The organism is Geobacillus sp. FSL W8-1251 (genome assembly GCF_038005945.1).
GTDB classification, from domain to species: domain Bacteria; phylum Bacillota; class Bacilli; order Bacillales; family Anoxybacillaceae; genus Geobacillus; species Geobacillus stearothermophilus.
The window spans coordinates 148,569-164,151 of the sequence record NZ_JBBOUF010000001.1 but is presented as its reverse complement, the minus strand read 5'-3'; the positions used below and the strand labels follow the sequence as shown (position 1 = coordinate 164,151).

Sequence of the window (15,583 nt, the reverse complement as noted above, 5' to 3'; positions counted from 1 at the left end):
GAGTCGTCAAGGGCGACGGGGACAAAAAAGAAGGCAATAAGAAAGCCGCCCTTGCCATGACCGAATTTTACCTTTGGCGGTGTTCGGTTGGTCAAGGGTTCGCTTCGCCGAATCCGGCAGGAGTTCTGTTCAACGGGCTCCGGAGGACAAAAAAGTCAGGCCGCCTCTTGTTGGAGAAACGCTTGTGCCATGGCGATCAGCTTCGTCCACCGGGCCGGCATATGCGGAAGATCCGCCAGTTCCGGGATGACGACCGGCACCCGGCCTTCGAGCGCGCTGTGTGGGCGCAGAAAGTTGAAATACGCCACAAACAGCGTCACAAAGGACACCGAGCCTTCTTCCGCACCAAACCCATGGGTCGGGCGGTAGTTGCCTTTAAAGGTCCGGTTGAATCGCTCGATGATCTGCTTGAGAGGGCGAAACTCTTCCGAGACCGGATCCTCATTGGTCAGCCCGATCACTTGGCGGACGTCAAATGAAATCCCGTGTTGGGCGAAGAAGTGTTGCGCCAGCAGGTAAATCGGGTTGCCATCCACGACGAACGACAAGTCGTCTGGGAGGGACGCTAGCTTCCTGAGGACATCATCGATGGCCTTGATGGCCGAGAGCGTGTCCCGGTTGGGCGAGACGCGATACGACAGCACGATCTTTTTGACGGCGTCAAACATAAAGAACAGGTAATGCCAGCGCCCTTTGACGCGAATATACGTCTCGTCCCCGCAAAACGAACCGGACAGCTCATACGGGAACCGGTCGACAAAGGGCTTGATCCAAAGCGCGACGCTGTTGGCGTAGTTGAGCACCGTCTGATGGGAGATCGAGACGCCATGGATGTCCTTCATGGCGGCGGCGGTCTCCCTCGAGGACATCCCAAAGTTGACGTAGTACGTCAACACGAGCCCCAACACGTGCGGCGACGCAGCCAGCCGGGACAAATCGACCTTCGGCTTGATGAGCGACGAGGAAGCCAACGGGAGAAAGTCAAACAAGAACTCTCGAAACAAATACCGCACCTTGAAGGCTTGAGGATCCTGTTGAAACTGTTGGCGCTCCTTCTTCGTCATCCGGCGAAGGTTGGCCTGGTAAAACGGGCAAGCGTTGTTCTTGCACTTATAGATGTTGTATTCTTTGCGTTCCTTGATTTTTTCCAGCGTCTTTTTGCAGTGCGGGCAGCGAAAGACCGCTTGCTTGGTGAACCGATTTCGGTGGTTGAACCGGCACTGGCACACTTTGCATTGGTATTGCCCGTTTCCGCCGTTATTGGCGTACAGGTAAGAAGAGGGAGCCTGGCAGCGAGGGCAGGTCAACGAATCCGGAACACGGTGTTTCGCATTCGCGCGGCGCTGGATGGGCCGTAAAGGACGTCCGTGCTGGGCTTCATAGTCTGCCAACAGCTTCCGGTAATCAAGGGTTTCCGGCACATCGATGATCGGAAGGTCATCGACCTGAAGTTTCCGGTACGGCTTTTGGATGGGTTCGTCCAAGTCCTCGAGATTCAAGGATTTTCCCACGATCACACCCATCAAATACACAATGATTTGATATTGGGTCTTGATTATTTCGAGCAAATAGGCTAATAATTGAGGTAACAAAGCTTGTCACTCCTTTGTTTTGGCTGTTGGGTGTCGTTACCTCAATGATGGCCGAAAACAACGGGGGTGGCAAGCTTTTTTTCTTCCAACCGTTGAAACTCAAGGGAAAACCGTGAGTGTGGAGGATAAACTTTTGACAATACCGCCATCTTCGAGGGAAGAGGATACATGGATCGAATGCATATGCGCCATTGGCGTAATCATTTGCAACACTTTCTGAAGCTGGGTGGACACATTAATCGGCTCGGTTTCTTTCGGCGCCGGTTTGGCAAACGTCAAATAGTCGCGGATGATGGCTTCCGCCCGCTCGAGTTCCTCTAAGGCGATGCGAATGTACCGCTCTTCGGTTTCGCGCGGCAGCCGACCCGTTTGCAGCAGCTGGATGAATCCTTTGACGACGGTGAGCGGGTTGCGGATTTCATGGGAAATGCTGGCTGCCATTTGGCTGACGATCTGCATTTTTTCCATCTTCATCAGCTCCGCTCGAGCGAGCTGCGCCTCATGAAGCGTCTCCATCAAATAGACAGCGAACAGCATGACGAACGGCGGCATCATAATGAAATACACGATATACGGCTTCGTTACCGGAAAATCAGCAACAATCACGGCGACAAATGTCGTCAGCACCGCCAGCAAAAACGTCAGCCACAGCGCAGTCAGCAGCTTGCCGGACCGGGGCAGTTTTCGAAACAGCGGGGCGGCGGCGGCCGCTGCCGCGAACATAATGGCATAGACGACCACTGTAAGTGGCTGAAAACCGTACAATATGGTGCGCGCACCCATCAAGAAAACAAACAGCACCGCCCCGACTGCGCCGCCGCCATACAATGTCCCAAGCAAAAACGGAATTTGCCGGAAATCATGGACGCACAGCGGATCCATGTAAATCGGAAATTTCATGCACAACACGGCCGCCAACGCCAAACAAACCCCAAGCAGCGCCCGGCCATAGAGCGGGCGCTGCCGGATCGCTCGACTATGGTCATAAATAAAGGAAAAGGCAAAGATCGTGACTAAAATATAAAATAAGTTGTTCAGGACGTGCTGGTTAATGTATAAACCCGCCATACGAAAAATCTCCTAACTGAATAGACATCATCACCTTTCATTATAGCGGAAAGAGATTGAAAGAAAAATATGCATTGGCTATGTCCGGTCTTTCAGCAGCCAAACCGCCAAGGCGCCAAGGAGCGGCAGCGAGCGTAAACGAAGCCGCCGTCGAGCGCAAAATCGGAAAGAGCGCCGGGATGACCGCCTGCATCGCATCGTTCAAAAAGTGGCCGAGGCTGATGCGAACAAAAATCGGGTAGACGGTCATGCTGACGGCGCTTGTTCGTTCCGTATGAACCCCCATCGTTCTCCCCCGTTCCAACCATAGATCTTAATATGGCTAAATTATACTTGATCCTTGCCACCAGAGAAAGCCCCATTTCCCAGCGTGAGCGCAGGCAAGAGGGCGCTTCATTTTTGTCTTTTCAATCGCCAGCGCGGTAATTCAGCTTTTCTTTTCCAGATGCACTGATGACGAGCTCGACGTTTACGAATAGCGTGTTGTTATGGAGTGGGATGAGGCCGTTGATCTGATGTTTTTTCCAGAGATCCGGACGCTGGCGATACAGCTGCTCCGACAGATTCAATATATCGATCTGCTGCTTCTTGCCAAGTTCATACAAGCGGCGGATCTCCTGCTTCACCGTTTGTTCCGCCAGTTTGGTCAGTTGTTTTCGCGAGAGCGGTTTGCGCAGTTCGATGATGGCGCCTTGCGCCTGCACTTGGACAGTAAACGCAGGCTCTCCATCCTTCACTTTGACCGACCATTTCGTTTTCGGGTCCCGGACGACAAGAGAGGCGACCGTTTTCCCTTTTTGTTTGACATAAATCGGGGTGCGGCGAATGTCGTGTTCGAGCCAGCGAAGTCCCTCTAGATCGGAACGGCGGACACATTGCTGGAGGCTGTAATGGTGGACAAAACACACGCCGGAAACAGCGAGCATCGGTTTCGGCTTTTTATTTTCGATCCAGCGCCGGCGGTCGAGCGTTAAATACGGAAGCCTTGCCGTATCGGCTTTTTCATCCATATCGACAATCAGCCGGCTGAGCCGGATCGGGCGGATAAACGAACTTTGTTGAAAGATTTCTTCCGGATTGGACAACAGCGAATAATACGAGGAAGCGTTTAACAGCGGCGTCGCTTCAAACAGCTCGGACAGCGGCTCATCGGTGGCGTACACCCATGCTGTATGGCGAATTTCGTTGTAACGGTTCAGCACGTCGATCACATCGGCCACGATGCCTTTTTGCAAGGCCCGTTTGGTAAAGACAATGCTTTTTACATGGCCCCATGACACCCTTTGTTGAATGGAAGGGTAGATTTTGTCGGTCGCGATATTAAACGTTTCGCCAGCGGCTTTGCCGATGGAAACGGCCGCTTTCTCTTTGCCGCCTCCGGCCTCGACTTTGGCGAGGGCGGTGAAACCAACCAGCTGAACGTAGGCGACCACTTGGCCATCTTTATAATCCACCCCAATGGCATGAATATACACAATGTGATCGATGTTGCGCGTGTCCCAACAGCCGCTGAGCAAGATGACGGAAGCGATGACGGGAAAGAGCCGCTTCCTCATTTTTGTTCCCTCTCTTTCGCAATGAGATCATTTGGGTGCACAATGCGGTTGCGCGTGCGGAACTGCTTCCATGTACTCGGGATAAAGACTTTCCTGATATCTTTTGATGGCGGCGCCAGCGGCGTGAGATACGGAACGCCGCAGGTGCGCAAGTTGACCGCATAAGTCAAGATGAAAAACAGCGACAGAATGAAGCCAAACAGGCCAAGAACGGTGGAAGCCGTCAAGACAATAAAGCGCAGCAAGGTGACACTGCTGGCCATATTTTGATTGACGAGCGTGAATGTCGAGATGACGGAAATGGCGGCAATGACGAGTGTGGCCGGGGCGGCGAGCCCGGTGTTGATCGCCGCCTGGCCGATGATTAAGCCGCCGACGACGGACAGCGTCTGCCCGATGGCGATTGGCAGCCGCATCCCGGCTTCCTTAAACACCTCAAACAAAATCATCATCACAAACATCTCCAGCGGCACCGGAAGCGGCACTCCTTGGCGCGACAAAATGAGCGTCGCCAGCAAGGTGAACGGAAGCTGGTCCGGATGGAAGCAGGTCAAGGCGACCCAGGCGCCCGGCAAATAAATGGCGACCGAAGTGCCGACGAGCCGAAGCAGGCGCTGAAACACGACAAACAAGAAAAGCGTGTTGTTGTCTTCCGCCGTGTTCAGCAAAAACGTTAAATTGCCCGGTCCGATCAAGGCGGTCGGCGCCCCGTCCACCAAGATGATAAAACGGCCGTTGAGGAGCGAATTGACGGCAAAATCGGGCCGCCCGGTGTAGCCGAACATCGGGAACAAAGAAAAACGGGTGTCGGAAAACCACTCTTCAATTTGGTTGGTGCTTGTCACCGAGTCGATGTACAAACTGAGCAGACGGCTTCTCACCTCGTCGATGATTTCTGTATTGGCAATATCATCGACATAGAGGAGCCCGACTTTTGTCTGGCTGCGTGTGCCGATGACAAACGGTTCGTAGACGAGCCGGTGTGAGCGCAGCCGCTTGCGAATGAGGGCGACATTTTTGCTGATTTCTTCAATAAATCCATCTTTGGGTCCACGAATCGATACTTCCGTGTTCGGCTCTTCCGGATCGCGGCTGGGCGGGCTGGCGAGCGGCATCGTGTACAAGACATCGGCTTCATGGAAATAAATGAGCAAATCGCCGCTAAACAGCCTGAAGTTGAGATCATCGATCCGCACTTCTTTTCCCATATACTCAAGCGCCGCCGGTTTGCGGGCCTCGATGTCAGCAGCCGTAAAGCACGGATGCTGTTCGCACAGCTCGCGGAACATCGGATAAATGGCCTTTTGCAGCATTTGCGTATCGCACAGTTCTTCACAATAAATAAACAGCAAGTGCACGACAGCCGCCGAGCCGTCAAAAGAGGTTGGAATCGCGGCTTCCGTCATGATGACATCCGGGCATTTGGCGTACATCGTGCGCAACGCCTCTTCGGAGATGATGACGGTCTCGAGCCCCGTGTAATCGTCTTTCAACCGTTTGCCTTCGGCGGCTCGCATGGGTCGTTTCATCCTGCCACCCCTCTTTTCTTTTTTGGTATTGTCAAAAGTTTATCCTCCACACTCACGGTTTTCCCTTGAGTTTCAACGGTTGGAAGAAAAAAAGCTTGCCACCCCCGTTGTTTTCGGCCATCATTGAGGTAACGACACCCAACAGCCAAAACAAAGGAGTGACAAGCTTTGTTACCTCAATTATTAGCCTATTTGCTCGAAATAATCAAGACCCAATATCAAATCATTGTGTATTTGATGGGTGTGATCGTGGGAAAATCCTTGAATCTCGAGGACTTGGACGAACCCATCCAAAAGCCGTACCGGAAACTTCAGGTCGATGACCTTCCGATCATCGATGTGCCGGAAACCCTTGATTACCGGAAGCTGTTGGCAGACTATGAAGCCCAGCACGGACGTCCTTTACGGCCCATCCAGCGCCGCGCGAATGCGAAACACCGTGTTCCGGATTCGTTGACCTGCCCTCGCTGCCAGGCTCCCTCTTCTTACCTGTACGCCAATAACGGCGGAAACGGGCAATACCAATGCAAAGTGTGCCAGTGCCGGTTCAACCACCGAAATCGGTTCACCAAGCAAGCGGTCTTTCGCTGCCCGCACTGCAAAAAGACGCTGGAAAAAATCAAGGAACGCAAAGAATACAACATCTATAAGTGCAAGAACAACGCTTGCCCGTTTTACCAGGCCAACCTTCGCCGGATGACGAAGAAGGAGCGCCAACAGTTTCAACAGGATCCTCAAGCCTTCAAGGTGCGGTATTTGTTTCGAGAGTTCTTGTTTGACTTTCTCCCGTTGGCTTCCTCGTCGCTCATCAAGCCGAAGGTCGATTTGTCCCGGCTGGCTGCGTCGCCGCACGTGTTGGGGCTCGTGTTGACGTACTACGTCAACTTTGGGATGTCCTCGAGGGAGACCGCCGCCGCCATGAAGGACATCCATGGCGTCTCGATCTCCCATCAGACGGTGCTCAACTACGCCAACAGCGTCGCGCTTTGGATCAAGCCCTTTGTCGACCGGTTCCCGTATGAGCTGTCCGGTTCGTTTTGCGGGGACGAGACGTATATTCGCGTCAAAGGGCGCTGGCATTACCTGTTCTTTATGTTTGACGCCGTCAAAAAGATCGTGCTGTCGTATCGCGTCTCGCCCAACCGGGACACGCTCTCGGCCATCAAGGCCATCGATGATGTCCTCAGGAAGCTAGCGTCCCTCCCAGACGACTTGTCGTTCGTCGTGGATGGCAACCCGATTTACCTGCTGGCGCAACACTTCTTCGCCCAACACGGGATTTCATTTGACGTCCGCCAAGTGATCGGGCTGACCAATGAGGATCCGGTCTCGGAAGAGTTTCGCCCTCTCAAGCAGATCATCGAGCGATTCAACCGGACCTTTAAAGGCAACTACCGCCCGACCCATGGGTTTGGTGCGGAAGAAGGCTCGGTGTCCTTTGTGACGCTGTTTGTGGCGTATTTCAACTTTCTGCGCCCACACAGCGCGCTCGAAGGCCGGGTGCCGGTCGTCATCCCGGAACTGGCGGATCTTCCGCATATGCCGGCCCGGTGGACGAAGCTGATCGCCATGGCACAAGCGTTTCTCCAACAAGAGGCGGCCTGACTTTTTTGTCCTCCGGAGCCCGTTGAACAGAACTCCTGCCGGATTCGGCGAAGCGAACCCTTGACCAACCGAACACCGCCAAAGGTAAAATTCGGTCATGGCAAGGGCGGCTTTCTTATTGCCTTCTTTTTTGTCCCCGTCGCCCTTGACGACTCTTCCGCACCTTTGGCGGGTGTTGGTCAAGGGCGAATCCGGCCCTCCGCATGCCCCACGATGCTCAATGGGATGATCTGTGTGGAGTTTTCATAGAACTTTTGACGCTACCTCTTTTTTCGATATGCCAACAAAGCGAAACCACTTAACACAACGGACAGCGCAAGACTAAACAGCAGCGATGCCGGCAGCACCCCATGTTTGACAAAATGCAAAAACTGTTCATCGCTGACCGGCGCCAGCGCCGCCAATGTGATCGCCAAGTAGAGGACAATGAGCACCCAACGGCGGGTTTGCGGATGGCGGATCGGAAACAATTCCACAATCAGCGCTGTCGATAAGGAGATGCGGATAAAGGCGCCGGACAGCCATTGATAGACCGACAGAAAGTCCACATGCTCAATGTACGTCCCTAAACTGACCATCCGCCATTGCTCAAACGCCGGATAGCGAAGGCGCGTCGCCTGCTCGGGGCCAAATTCGGTGATGGTGCCAATCGTCGGCCCGATGCTCAGCCCGGCTGTGAAAACAGCGATGGCGGCAAGCGCCTTCCATGAAAATGGGCGAGGCAGGCGATGGGAGAGAAACAATAGAACGATCACTTCCACATATCCCGCTCCGGCGTACATCATGCCGTTGAGCACAGGTCCAACACCATGTTCAAGCGTTGGTCTGAGCAGTGAATAATCTTTATGAGGCGTGGTCGAGAGCATAACGAAAAAACCAAACACGATGACGAACGGGCAAATGATCATGGAAGTGTTGGCAATCGAGTCGATGCCTTGGTACGAGTTATAAAAACAAACGGCCACGATGACCAAAATCAGCGCCCATCTCGGCGTCGCCGTCAAATAAGAGGTGGTGGTAAACGTGACCGTATCGTTTAACGTGACAAAACTATGAAGAAGCAAGAATGCGCTGCTGACACCGGCCATCGCATAAGCAGCCGCGCTCGAAAATCGGGCCTTGAGCCAGTCAAACAGCCGCTCGCCGTTCAGTTGTCGGATGGTGAAATAAAGCAGCGGCAGCCAAACGAGCAAACACGCCAACGCTCCCAAGGCGGCGATCCACGCATCGCGGTGGGCGGCCTCAAGCATAAAGGGGATGATGATGACATGATTCATCAGCCCGACCGACAGCATGACCATAAATAACAGTTGCAGAGCGCTAAGCGGCTGTCCGTTCATCATGGATCCCTTTCTTTCCATGCAATCTCCAAAGGGCGGGGGATGTAGGGCAAAAGGCTGCTGATTCCAGAAACCTTGCTGAACCGGCTTCTTTTCTGATGAAATGCCGCTGATTGGCTTTCTAAAACGATAGTGTTTCCAGTCCAGGGGAATTTATCCGCGCAAACGGCAACCCAACAGCGAAACTTCTCAGGCGGCAGGGGGCACAATACAGGGAAGAAAGGGCGAACATCAACGGCATGCAAGGGGGCGCAGCATGAAATGGCTTCATTTGACGATCGGCGTGAAGATTTCCAGCTGCCGCTCCACCCGGTGTATGTCCCGGTGACGCTGATCCGGGATGGCCAGCTGTTGGCAGACGAATTAGCGGAGCTTGGGAAAACGGAGCAATGGCTGGCCGCCAAACTGCAAAAACAAGGAATTGCCTCGCCAAAAGACGTGTTGATCGCCGAGTGGCTCGAAGGAGATGGGCTGTTTGTTCAGACGTATCAGCCCGCCGAGCGGCAACGGTCAACGCGGCGGTCGACGGCGCCGGAATGAGAGGAAGAAAGAATCCAGGAATGGATTCTTTCTTTATTTTGGAAAAAATTCTTGCCTTTCTTCTGTTTTATGTGTACTATTGGTTATAGTGCGGTTGTGACAATGAGAGGAGGAGGGGAGATGTTTGAGCTCGATTTGCGAAGCCGCCAGCCGATTTACGAGCAGCTGATTGACAAAATGAAAGAAATGATCGTTCGCGAACTATGGCAGCCGCACGATCAGCTGCCATCGGTCAGGACGATGGCGAAACAGCTGATGATCAACCCAAATACGATTCAAAAAGCGTACCGCGAACTGGAACGCGACGGCTGGATTTATTCGATTCCAGGGAAAGGCAGCTTCGTTGCCCCGCGCTCGAAAGAACCAAACATCGAGGCGATCGCTGCGGTCCGTGAGCAGTTTGTCCGCCTTGTCAAGGAAGCACGGTTTTTAGGGGTGACAAATGAGCAGTTATGGCAATGGATTCGAGAAGGGGAGAAAGAGGAGGGAGAATCGTGATTCAACTTGTGGACGTGACGAAAATGTTTGATCGATTTGCCGCTGTCAAGGGCGCGAACATGATGGTGCCAAAAGGAGCGATTTACGGGCTGCTCGGCCCGAACGGCGCCGGAAAAACGACGCTGCTAAAGATGATGGCAGGCATTCTCCGCCAAGATCGCGGAACGATTGCAGTGGACGGGGAGGATGTGTGGGAAAATGTCCGCATCAAGCAACGCCTTTTGTTTTTGCCAGACTTTGTCTACTTTTTTCCGCACGCGACAATTCGGCAAATGGCGGATTTTTACGAGCAACTGTACCCTTCGTTCAGCCGCGGACGGTTTCTGGAATTGCAGTCCGTCTTTGCGCTTGATCCAAACAAAAAGATTCAGCAGTTTTCCAAAGGCATGCAGCGCCAGGCGGCGTTTTGGCTTGCTTTTTCCGTCCGGCCGGACGTGCTCATGATGGATGAGCCGCTTGATGGGCTCGACGTATTCGTCCGTCGCCATGTGAAGCAGCTGCTCATAGAAGAAGTGGCCGAACGGGAGATGACGGTCGTCATTTCGTCGCACAATTTGCGCGAGCTCGAAGATTTATGCGACATCGTCGGATTGATGGCGCAAGGGACCGTACGGATGGAGCGCGATTTAAACGAGCTGCGCGCCGGGATGCATAAAATTCAAGTCGCGTTTCGCGGCGGATTTCCGAGCGAGTTGGCCGAACGCCTTGACATCGTGCATCGCGAGGAGCGCGGCAGCATCGTTCTTCTTGTCGTCCGCGGCGAGAAACGATCCATCGAAGAGACGGTGAGTTCGTTTGCTCCGCTCATTCTTGACGTCTTGCCGTTGTCGTTGGAAGAAATTTTTGTGTATGAAATGGGGGATGTTGTCGATGTCCGCGAAACGGTTGTCGGCTAACCGCGCCATGTGGACGCAAAATGTTCGCCAAATCGGCTGGATTGCCATCATTCATCTGCTGTTATGGCTAGCGGCGATCGTATTGCCGATTGGGCTTTCGTACTCGCAATATGATCCAAAAGTCGGAAATGTGTCGCCATGGAAAGACGTTTACGATATATCCAACGGGTTCGAGACGTTGATTGCTTGGCTTGTCCCGATCTTGGCGGCGGCCGGCGTGGTTCGCTATATGCATGAGAAACGGTTGGCTGATTTCATCCATAGCTTGCCCATCCGCCGCACCGAACTGCTTGCCGGGCAGATGCTTATTGGATGGCTCTTTTTGGCGGTTCCGCTCGTGTTGACCGCCTTGGTTGCGATCGGATGTCTGTACGGACTTGATCTCCCGTGGCCGATTGGAGCGGGGGATGTGGGACGATGGCTTGGCGAGACGCTTGTCGTAGAGACGGTGATTTTTGCGCTAGGTGTCATGGTCGGCGTGCTCGTCGGCCAATCGATCGTTCATATTGTGTTAACGAATATTGCTCTCTTTTTTCCGACAGGCATCATGGTGCTGCTGTTTAGCAATTTGCCGTTATGGTTGTATGGATTCCCCGATGGGTACTATTTATCGGGAAATCTGATGGATTGGGCGCTGCCGCTGCCGATTCGTTATGCGATGCTGACGGATCAGGCGATGAGCGCGGGGGAAGCCGGACTGTTGCTGCTGTTGTCGCTTCTGTTTTTCGGGGTGTCCATTTGGTTGTACGAGCGGCGGCCGACGGAAGCGGCCGGACAGGCGCTCGCCTTTTCAGTGCTTCGCCCGCTGTTTGTGTATGGAGTGGCGCTTTGCATGTGCTTGACCGGCGGGTTCTACTTTGGACAAGTCCAACGGCAGTGGGGATGGATCATCTTTGGGTATGTTGCGTTTTCGCTTATCGGGTATGCCGTTGCGCAAATGGTCGTGATGAAAACATGGCGTGTTTTTCATAAATGGAAAGGGTATATCGCCTTTGCCGCTGTGATGTCGGTCTTATTTTTGACTGTGCGCCTTGATCCGGTTGGATATGTGAGACACGTTCCGAATTTGTCCGATATTGAGAAAGTCTATTTCGGCCAGTCGGTGATGAATTGGCAAAATCCTAACTTGATGGAAAGAGAGTTTGAAGCATTCGATCAGTTTTTGCGCACGAAGGACAACATCAAAGCTGTCAGGGCGCTTCATGCGCAGCTTGTGCACGATCAGCCGCTCCTGTCACGTTTTGGCAACGTGATTGTGATCGGCTATGTGCTCAAAGACGGCACGCGTCTCCTCCGCCGCTACGAAGTGCCGATTGAACCGTACATGCCGTATTTTCAGCGCATCATGGGTTCAAACGAATATAAGCAGCAATATTATTTGCTCCTTCGCCCGAGCTATTCTCCGATCCGCCAAGTGACGATCCGCAATGTCGAAACGGGGCGTCCGGTGGTCGTGCTGGCCGAGCCGAAGGAGATCGAGTCGTTTGTCCAGGCGCTCAAACAAGATTTGTGGAATGAGCCGGTGGAGGACATCATCCGCGGGGGGAGAACATGGCAGGGGGATATTGAATTGCTGCAAAGCGACGGCGATTCGTTTACCGTTCCCTTGTCTTCACACAGCACCCATGTTCGCGAGTGGTTGCAACAACGGCATCATTGGGAGCAAATACAGAAAAGGTAACGCCCGATGAAGAGAAAAGGTGTCCCGTTGCTTTTGGGGCACCTTCCTCTTTTTTCCACCGGCTGTTGGTCAAGACGTTTTGTTTTTTCGTTTCCACATCCAAACGTTCAATAGATCGAGCAACAGAAAAAAAATGAACAAGGATAAAATAAATAGTTCCGGCATTTCCATTGCCCGAAAGGGATTCAGCACGATATGCAACGATTGATGCAAGGTCATCCCCATCAACTGATCCATGCTTACCATCGTTCCTATGGCGAGCAAGGCAAACATCAGCCAAACAACAATTAGTTTCATGGCGTTCCACCTGCTGTTTTTCTTTAGTTTTTGCTATTGATTCAAAACCGATGCACGGGCGTATACCCTCCCGATTTCGTGTCCATAATGAGGGATAAAAAGGAAGCGGAGTGAGGAGGAAAAACATGCTGTTTCAATGGGGAATGGGCCGACAAAAAAAGCAGATCAATGACAGGGTGAAACAAGAAGGACCGGACCATAGCGGCGAGGCAACGGACGTCCCGCAAGAGCCGATGTCAGCTGAATTAGCCGTCAACCTTGACATCATCCGCCAAACGACTGGACAAAGCAGCGATGTTGTCATCCGCCGGTTTTCGCTTGGCCAAGAGAAGCAAATCAATGCAGCCATCGTCTTTGTGGATGGTCTTGTTGACGAAAAACATGTGTACGAGTTTTTGCTAACGCCGTTGCTAGAGGCGTCATTTCCACTGTCATTAACAGAAAAAGAATCGTTTCCGTGGATCGAACAAAAGTTGGCCGCGGTGGGCGGTGTGAAGCATGTCATCGATTGGGAACACCTGTTTTTGGAGCTGTTTTCCGGAGAGACCATCATCTTGTTGGATGGGGTGCCGTCCGCTGTCAGCGCCAGCACCAAAGGCGGCCAATATCGTGCAATCGAGGAGCCACAGACGCAACTCGCCGTCCGCGGGCCGCGCGAGGGATTTACGGAGTCGTTGCGCGCAAACACCGCGATGATCCGCCGCCGCATTAAAAATCCCAATCTTTGGCTGGAAACGATGCAAATCGGCACCGTGACGCAAACGGATGTCGCGATCATGTACATCAAAGGCATTGCCAATGACGAGGTTATCGAGGAAGTGAGAGCGCGCCTGCGCCGCATTGATACGGACAGCGTGCTTGAGTCCGGTTATATTGAACAGTTAATCGAAGATCAAACGTTTACGACATTTCCGACGATCTACCATACCGAGCGTCCCGATGTGGTGGCGGCGAATTTGCTGGAGGGGCGGATTGCGATTTTGATTCAGGGGACGCCGTTTATCCTGATTGTGCCGGTTTTGTTTATCCAATTTTTTCAAGCGGTAGAGGATTATTATGCCCGTTTTGATATCGCCACTGCTCTTCGCCTTTTGCGCGTATTGATTTTTTTTCTCTCGCTCGTCGCGCCCTCTATGTATATTGCTGCGACGACGTTCCATCAAGAAATGATCCCAACTCAGCTTGTCATCACCATTGCCGCCCAGCGTGAGGCTGTGCCGTTTCCCACTTTTGTCGAGGCATTAATCATGGAAGTGACATTTGAGATTTTGCGCGAAGCGGGGATTCGGCTGCCGCGTGTGGTCGGGCAAGCGGTGTCGATTGTCGGGGCGCTTGTCATCGGTGAGGTGGCGATCGATGCCGGTTTTGTTTCATCGGCCATGGTTATCGTTGTCTCGATCACCGCGATTGCCAGCTTTGCAACGCCGGCGTTTGCCATCGCCATCTCAGCACGCCTCATCCGCTTTGGGTTGATGTTTTTAGCGGCGATGTTCGGGTTTTATGGCATTATAATGGGTCTGCTGATCATGATTCTCCATTTATGCAGCTTGCGTTCATTTGGCATGCCATACATGTCGCCGCTTGCTCCATTTATTTCAACCAATGTAGGCGATACCCTCTTTCGGATTCCGACATGGATGTACCGCGAGCGGCCGCGCCTGATTAATCAGAAAAATATCATTCGCCAATCAGGGGATCAGAAACCGCAGCCTCCGGCACCAACACGCCAGGAAAAGGAGGATGAATCATGAAACGATCTATCGCCATGTTTGTGTCCTTTTTTGTTTGTGCGGTGTTGCTGGCTGGCTGTTGGAGTAAAAAAGAGTTAACCTATTTGTCCGTTGTCATTGCCGTCGGCCTCGATAAAACAAAAGACGGCAGATATTTGGCCTCGTTTCAAGTCGTCAACCCGGGCAACGTTGCGGGAGCGCTCCAACGAGGAGGCGGGGCGGGCGGCGTGCCCATTTCCGTTTATACGTCGACCGGAGACACATTGGTCGAGGCAAGCCGGAAAGCCTCGAAAAAGTTGTCGCGCATCCTGTATTACGCTCATACCAACTTGGTGGTCATCAGCGAGGAATTGGCACGCCAAGGGTTGAATGGGGTATTCGATGCGATAGAACGGAATCAAGAGTTTCGGACGACAACGAAGCTGGTTATTGCTCATGGCCACTCAGCGAAAGAGGTGTTAAGCGTATTAACACCCATTGACAAAATTCCCGCCAATCAAATTATTAAGACGTTGGAGTTTTCCGAGATGGCCTTGGGGCAGACAATCAGCACTGATGTCTGGGAAGTGATTCGTGATTTTACATCTTCAGGAAAAAATATAGTCTTGACGGGTGTTGTCATTGAAGGAAACACACAGCGGGGCAAACGGCAAACAAACGTTCAATCCTCTGTGCCAGATGCTCGCATCAGCTTGGATGGGCTGGCGTTATTTAAAAAAGACCGTCTTGTTCGCTGGGTGAACGGCTCAACGGAACGAGGCGTGCTTTGGGTGTTGGATCGAATCAAAGAAACGAATATTACGATCCCATGGAAAGGAAAAAAAGAAGCGATTGGTTATCGAGCGATGGGAGTGACAACGAGGTTAAAAGTGGAATTGAAAAACGGCCATCCTTCCATTTTGGTTCATATCCAAACAGAAGGGGATATCAGTGAGACGTACGTCCCGATCAATTTGGCTGATTACCGATTATTGTTTCAATTGGAAAAGGCGATTGGTCGGGATATTGAACGGGAAGTGAGACAGGCGATTGAAACGGCCCAGCATGAAAAAACGGATGTTTTTGGTTTTGGCGAGGCGGTGCATCGCGCCCACCCCCGCCTGTGGAAAAGAATCAAAAAAGAGTGGGATGACCGCTATTTCCCTCATCTTCCGGTGACAGTGAAAGTGGATGCTTCCATTCGACGCACGGGATTGCGGAATACGCCATATATCAAATAAGCGTTTTCGGCTTAAAAACTTGGATACGGTA

12 protein-coding genes and 2 pseudogenes are annotated in these 15,583 nt (G+C 52.6%); 7 read left to right on the top strand and 7 right to left on the bottom strand.

Annotated elements, in window-relative coordinates; translation table 11 throughout:
- Positions 1–155 precede the first annotated feature (155 nt).
- From NSS88_RS00835 to NSS88_RS00815, 5 genes and pseudogenes are all read right to left on the bottom strand, one after another.
- Complete coding sequence (locus NSS88_RS00835) at positions 156–1,592, bottom strand: DDE-type integrase/transposase/recombinase (RefSeq protein ID WP_095859072.1); 1,437 nt, start codon at positions 1,590–1,592, stop codon at positions 156–158.
- Positions 1,593–1,727: 135 nt separating this feature from the next.
- Positions 1,728–2,660 (bottom strand): annotated as a pseudogene (locus NSS88_RS00830) (histidine kinase dimerization/phospho-acceptor domain-containing protein); the annotation flags it as partial.
- A 148-nt stretch (positions 2,661–2,808) separates the two neighbouring features.
- Positions 2,809–2,946 (bottom strand): annotated as a pseudogene (locus NSS88_RS00825) (MFS transporter); the annotation flags it as partial.
- A gap of 121 nt (positions 2,947–3,067) precedes the next feature.
- Positions 3,068–4,216 (bottom strand): Ger(x)C family spore germination protein, encoded by a 1,149-nt coding sequence (locus tag NSS88_RS00820; RefSeq protein WP_033015181.1) that lies wholly within the window; start codon positions 4,214–4,216, stop codon positions 3,068–3,070.
- Positions 4,213–5,745: a spore germination protein gene (locus NSS88_RS00815; protein WP_341082516.1), complete on the bottom strand. Its 1,533-nt coding sequence runs from the start codon at positions 5,743–5,745 to the stop codon at positions 4,213–4,215. The genes NSS88_RS00820 and NSS88_RS00815 overlap by 4 nt, the downstream gene beginning before the upstream one ends.
- Before the next feature lie 168 nt (positions 5,746–5,913).
- Here NSS88_RS00815 and NSS88_RS00810 point away from each other — a divergent pair, with 168 nt between their 5' ends.
- A complete protein-coding gene (locus NSS88_RS00810; RefSeq protein WP_095859072.1) occupies positions 5,914–7,350 on the top strand; it encodes a DDE-type integrase/transposase/recombinase in 1,437 nt (478 codons plus the stop codon).
- A gap of 260 nt (positions 7,351–7,610) precedes the next feature.
- Here the strand turns inward: NSS88_RS00810 and NSS88_RS00805 are convergent, their stop codons facing one another.
- Complete coding sequence (locus NSS88_RS00805; RefSeq protein WP_341082515.1) at positions 7,611–8,690, bottom strand: GerAB/ArcD/ProY family transporter; 1,080 nt, start codon at positions 8,688–8,690, stop codon at positions 7,611–7,613.
- 261 nt (positions 8,691–8,951) lie between these two features.
- Between NSS88_RS00805 and NSS88_RS00800 the strand changes: the two genes are divergently transcribed.
- The 4 genes from NSS88_RS00800 to NSS88_RS00785 all read left to right on the top strand — a co-directional run bounded on the left by NSS88_RS00800 (position 8,952) and on the right by NSS88_RS00785 (position 12,305).
- Entirely contained in the window at positions 8,952–9,230 is a 279-nt protein-coding gene (locus NSS88_RS00800) for a YetF domain-containing protein (RefSeq protein WP_055358638.1), read from the top strand.
- A 120-nt stretch (positions 9,231–9,350) separates the two neighbouring features.
- Positions 9,351–9,728, top strand: coding sequence for a GntR family transcriptional regulator (locus tag NSS88_RS00795; RefSeq protein WP_061567361.1), 378 nt, complete (start codon positions 9,351–9,353; stop codon positions 9,726–9,728).
- Positions 9,725–10,624: an ABC transporter ATP-binding protein gene (locus NSS88_RS00790; RefSeq protein WP_049626705.1), complete on the top strand. Its 900-nt coding sequence runs from the start codon at positions 9,725–9,727 to the stop codon at positions 10,622–10,624. Before NSS88_RS00795 ends, NSS88_RS00790 begins: the two co-directional genes overlap by 4 nt.
- Positions 10,599–12,305, top strand: a complete 1,707-nt coding sequence (locus NSS88_RS00785) for an ABC transporter permease (RefSeq protein ID WP_055358637.1) — start codon at positions 10,599–10,601, stop codon at positions 12,303–12,305. The genes NSS88_RS00790 and NSS88_RS00785 overlap by 26 nt, the downstream gene beginning before the upstream one ends.
- A 69-nt stretch (positions 12,306–12,374) precedes the next feature.
- Here NSS88_RS00785 and NSS88_RS00780 read toward each other — a convergent pair whose 3' ends face one another.
- Complete coding sequence (locus NSS88_RS00780) at positions 12,375–12,602, bottom strand: hypothetical protein (protein ID WP_341082510.1); 228 nt, start codon at positions 12,600–12,602, stop codon at positions 12,375–12,377.
- 125 nt (positions 12,603–12,727) lie between these two features.
- On the opposite strand from NSS88_RS00780, the gene NSS88_RS00775 reads away from it, so the two are divergent.
- The gene (locus NSS88_RS00775) at positions 12,728–14,353 is read left to right on the top strand and encodes a spore germination protein (protein WP_341082508.1); all 1,626 of its coding nucleotides are present in this window, start codon (positions 12,728–12,730) and stop codon (positions 14,351–14,353) included.
- Complete coding sequence (locus tag NSS88_RS00770; protein ID WP_341082507.1) at positions 14,350–15,552, top strand: Ger(x)C family spore germination protein; 1,203 nt, start codon at positions 14,350–14,352, stop codon at positions 15,550–15,552. Before NSS88_RS00775 ends, NSS88_RS00770 begins: the two co-directional genes overlap by 4 nt.
- The last annotated feature ends 31 nt before the right edge of the window (positions 15,553–15,583 follow it).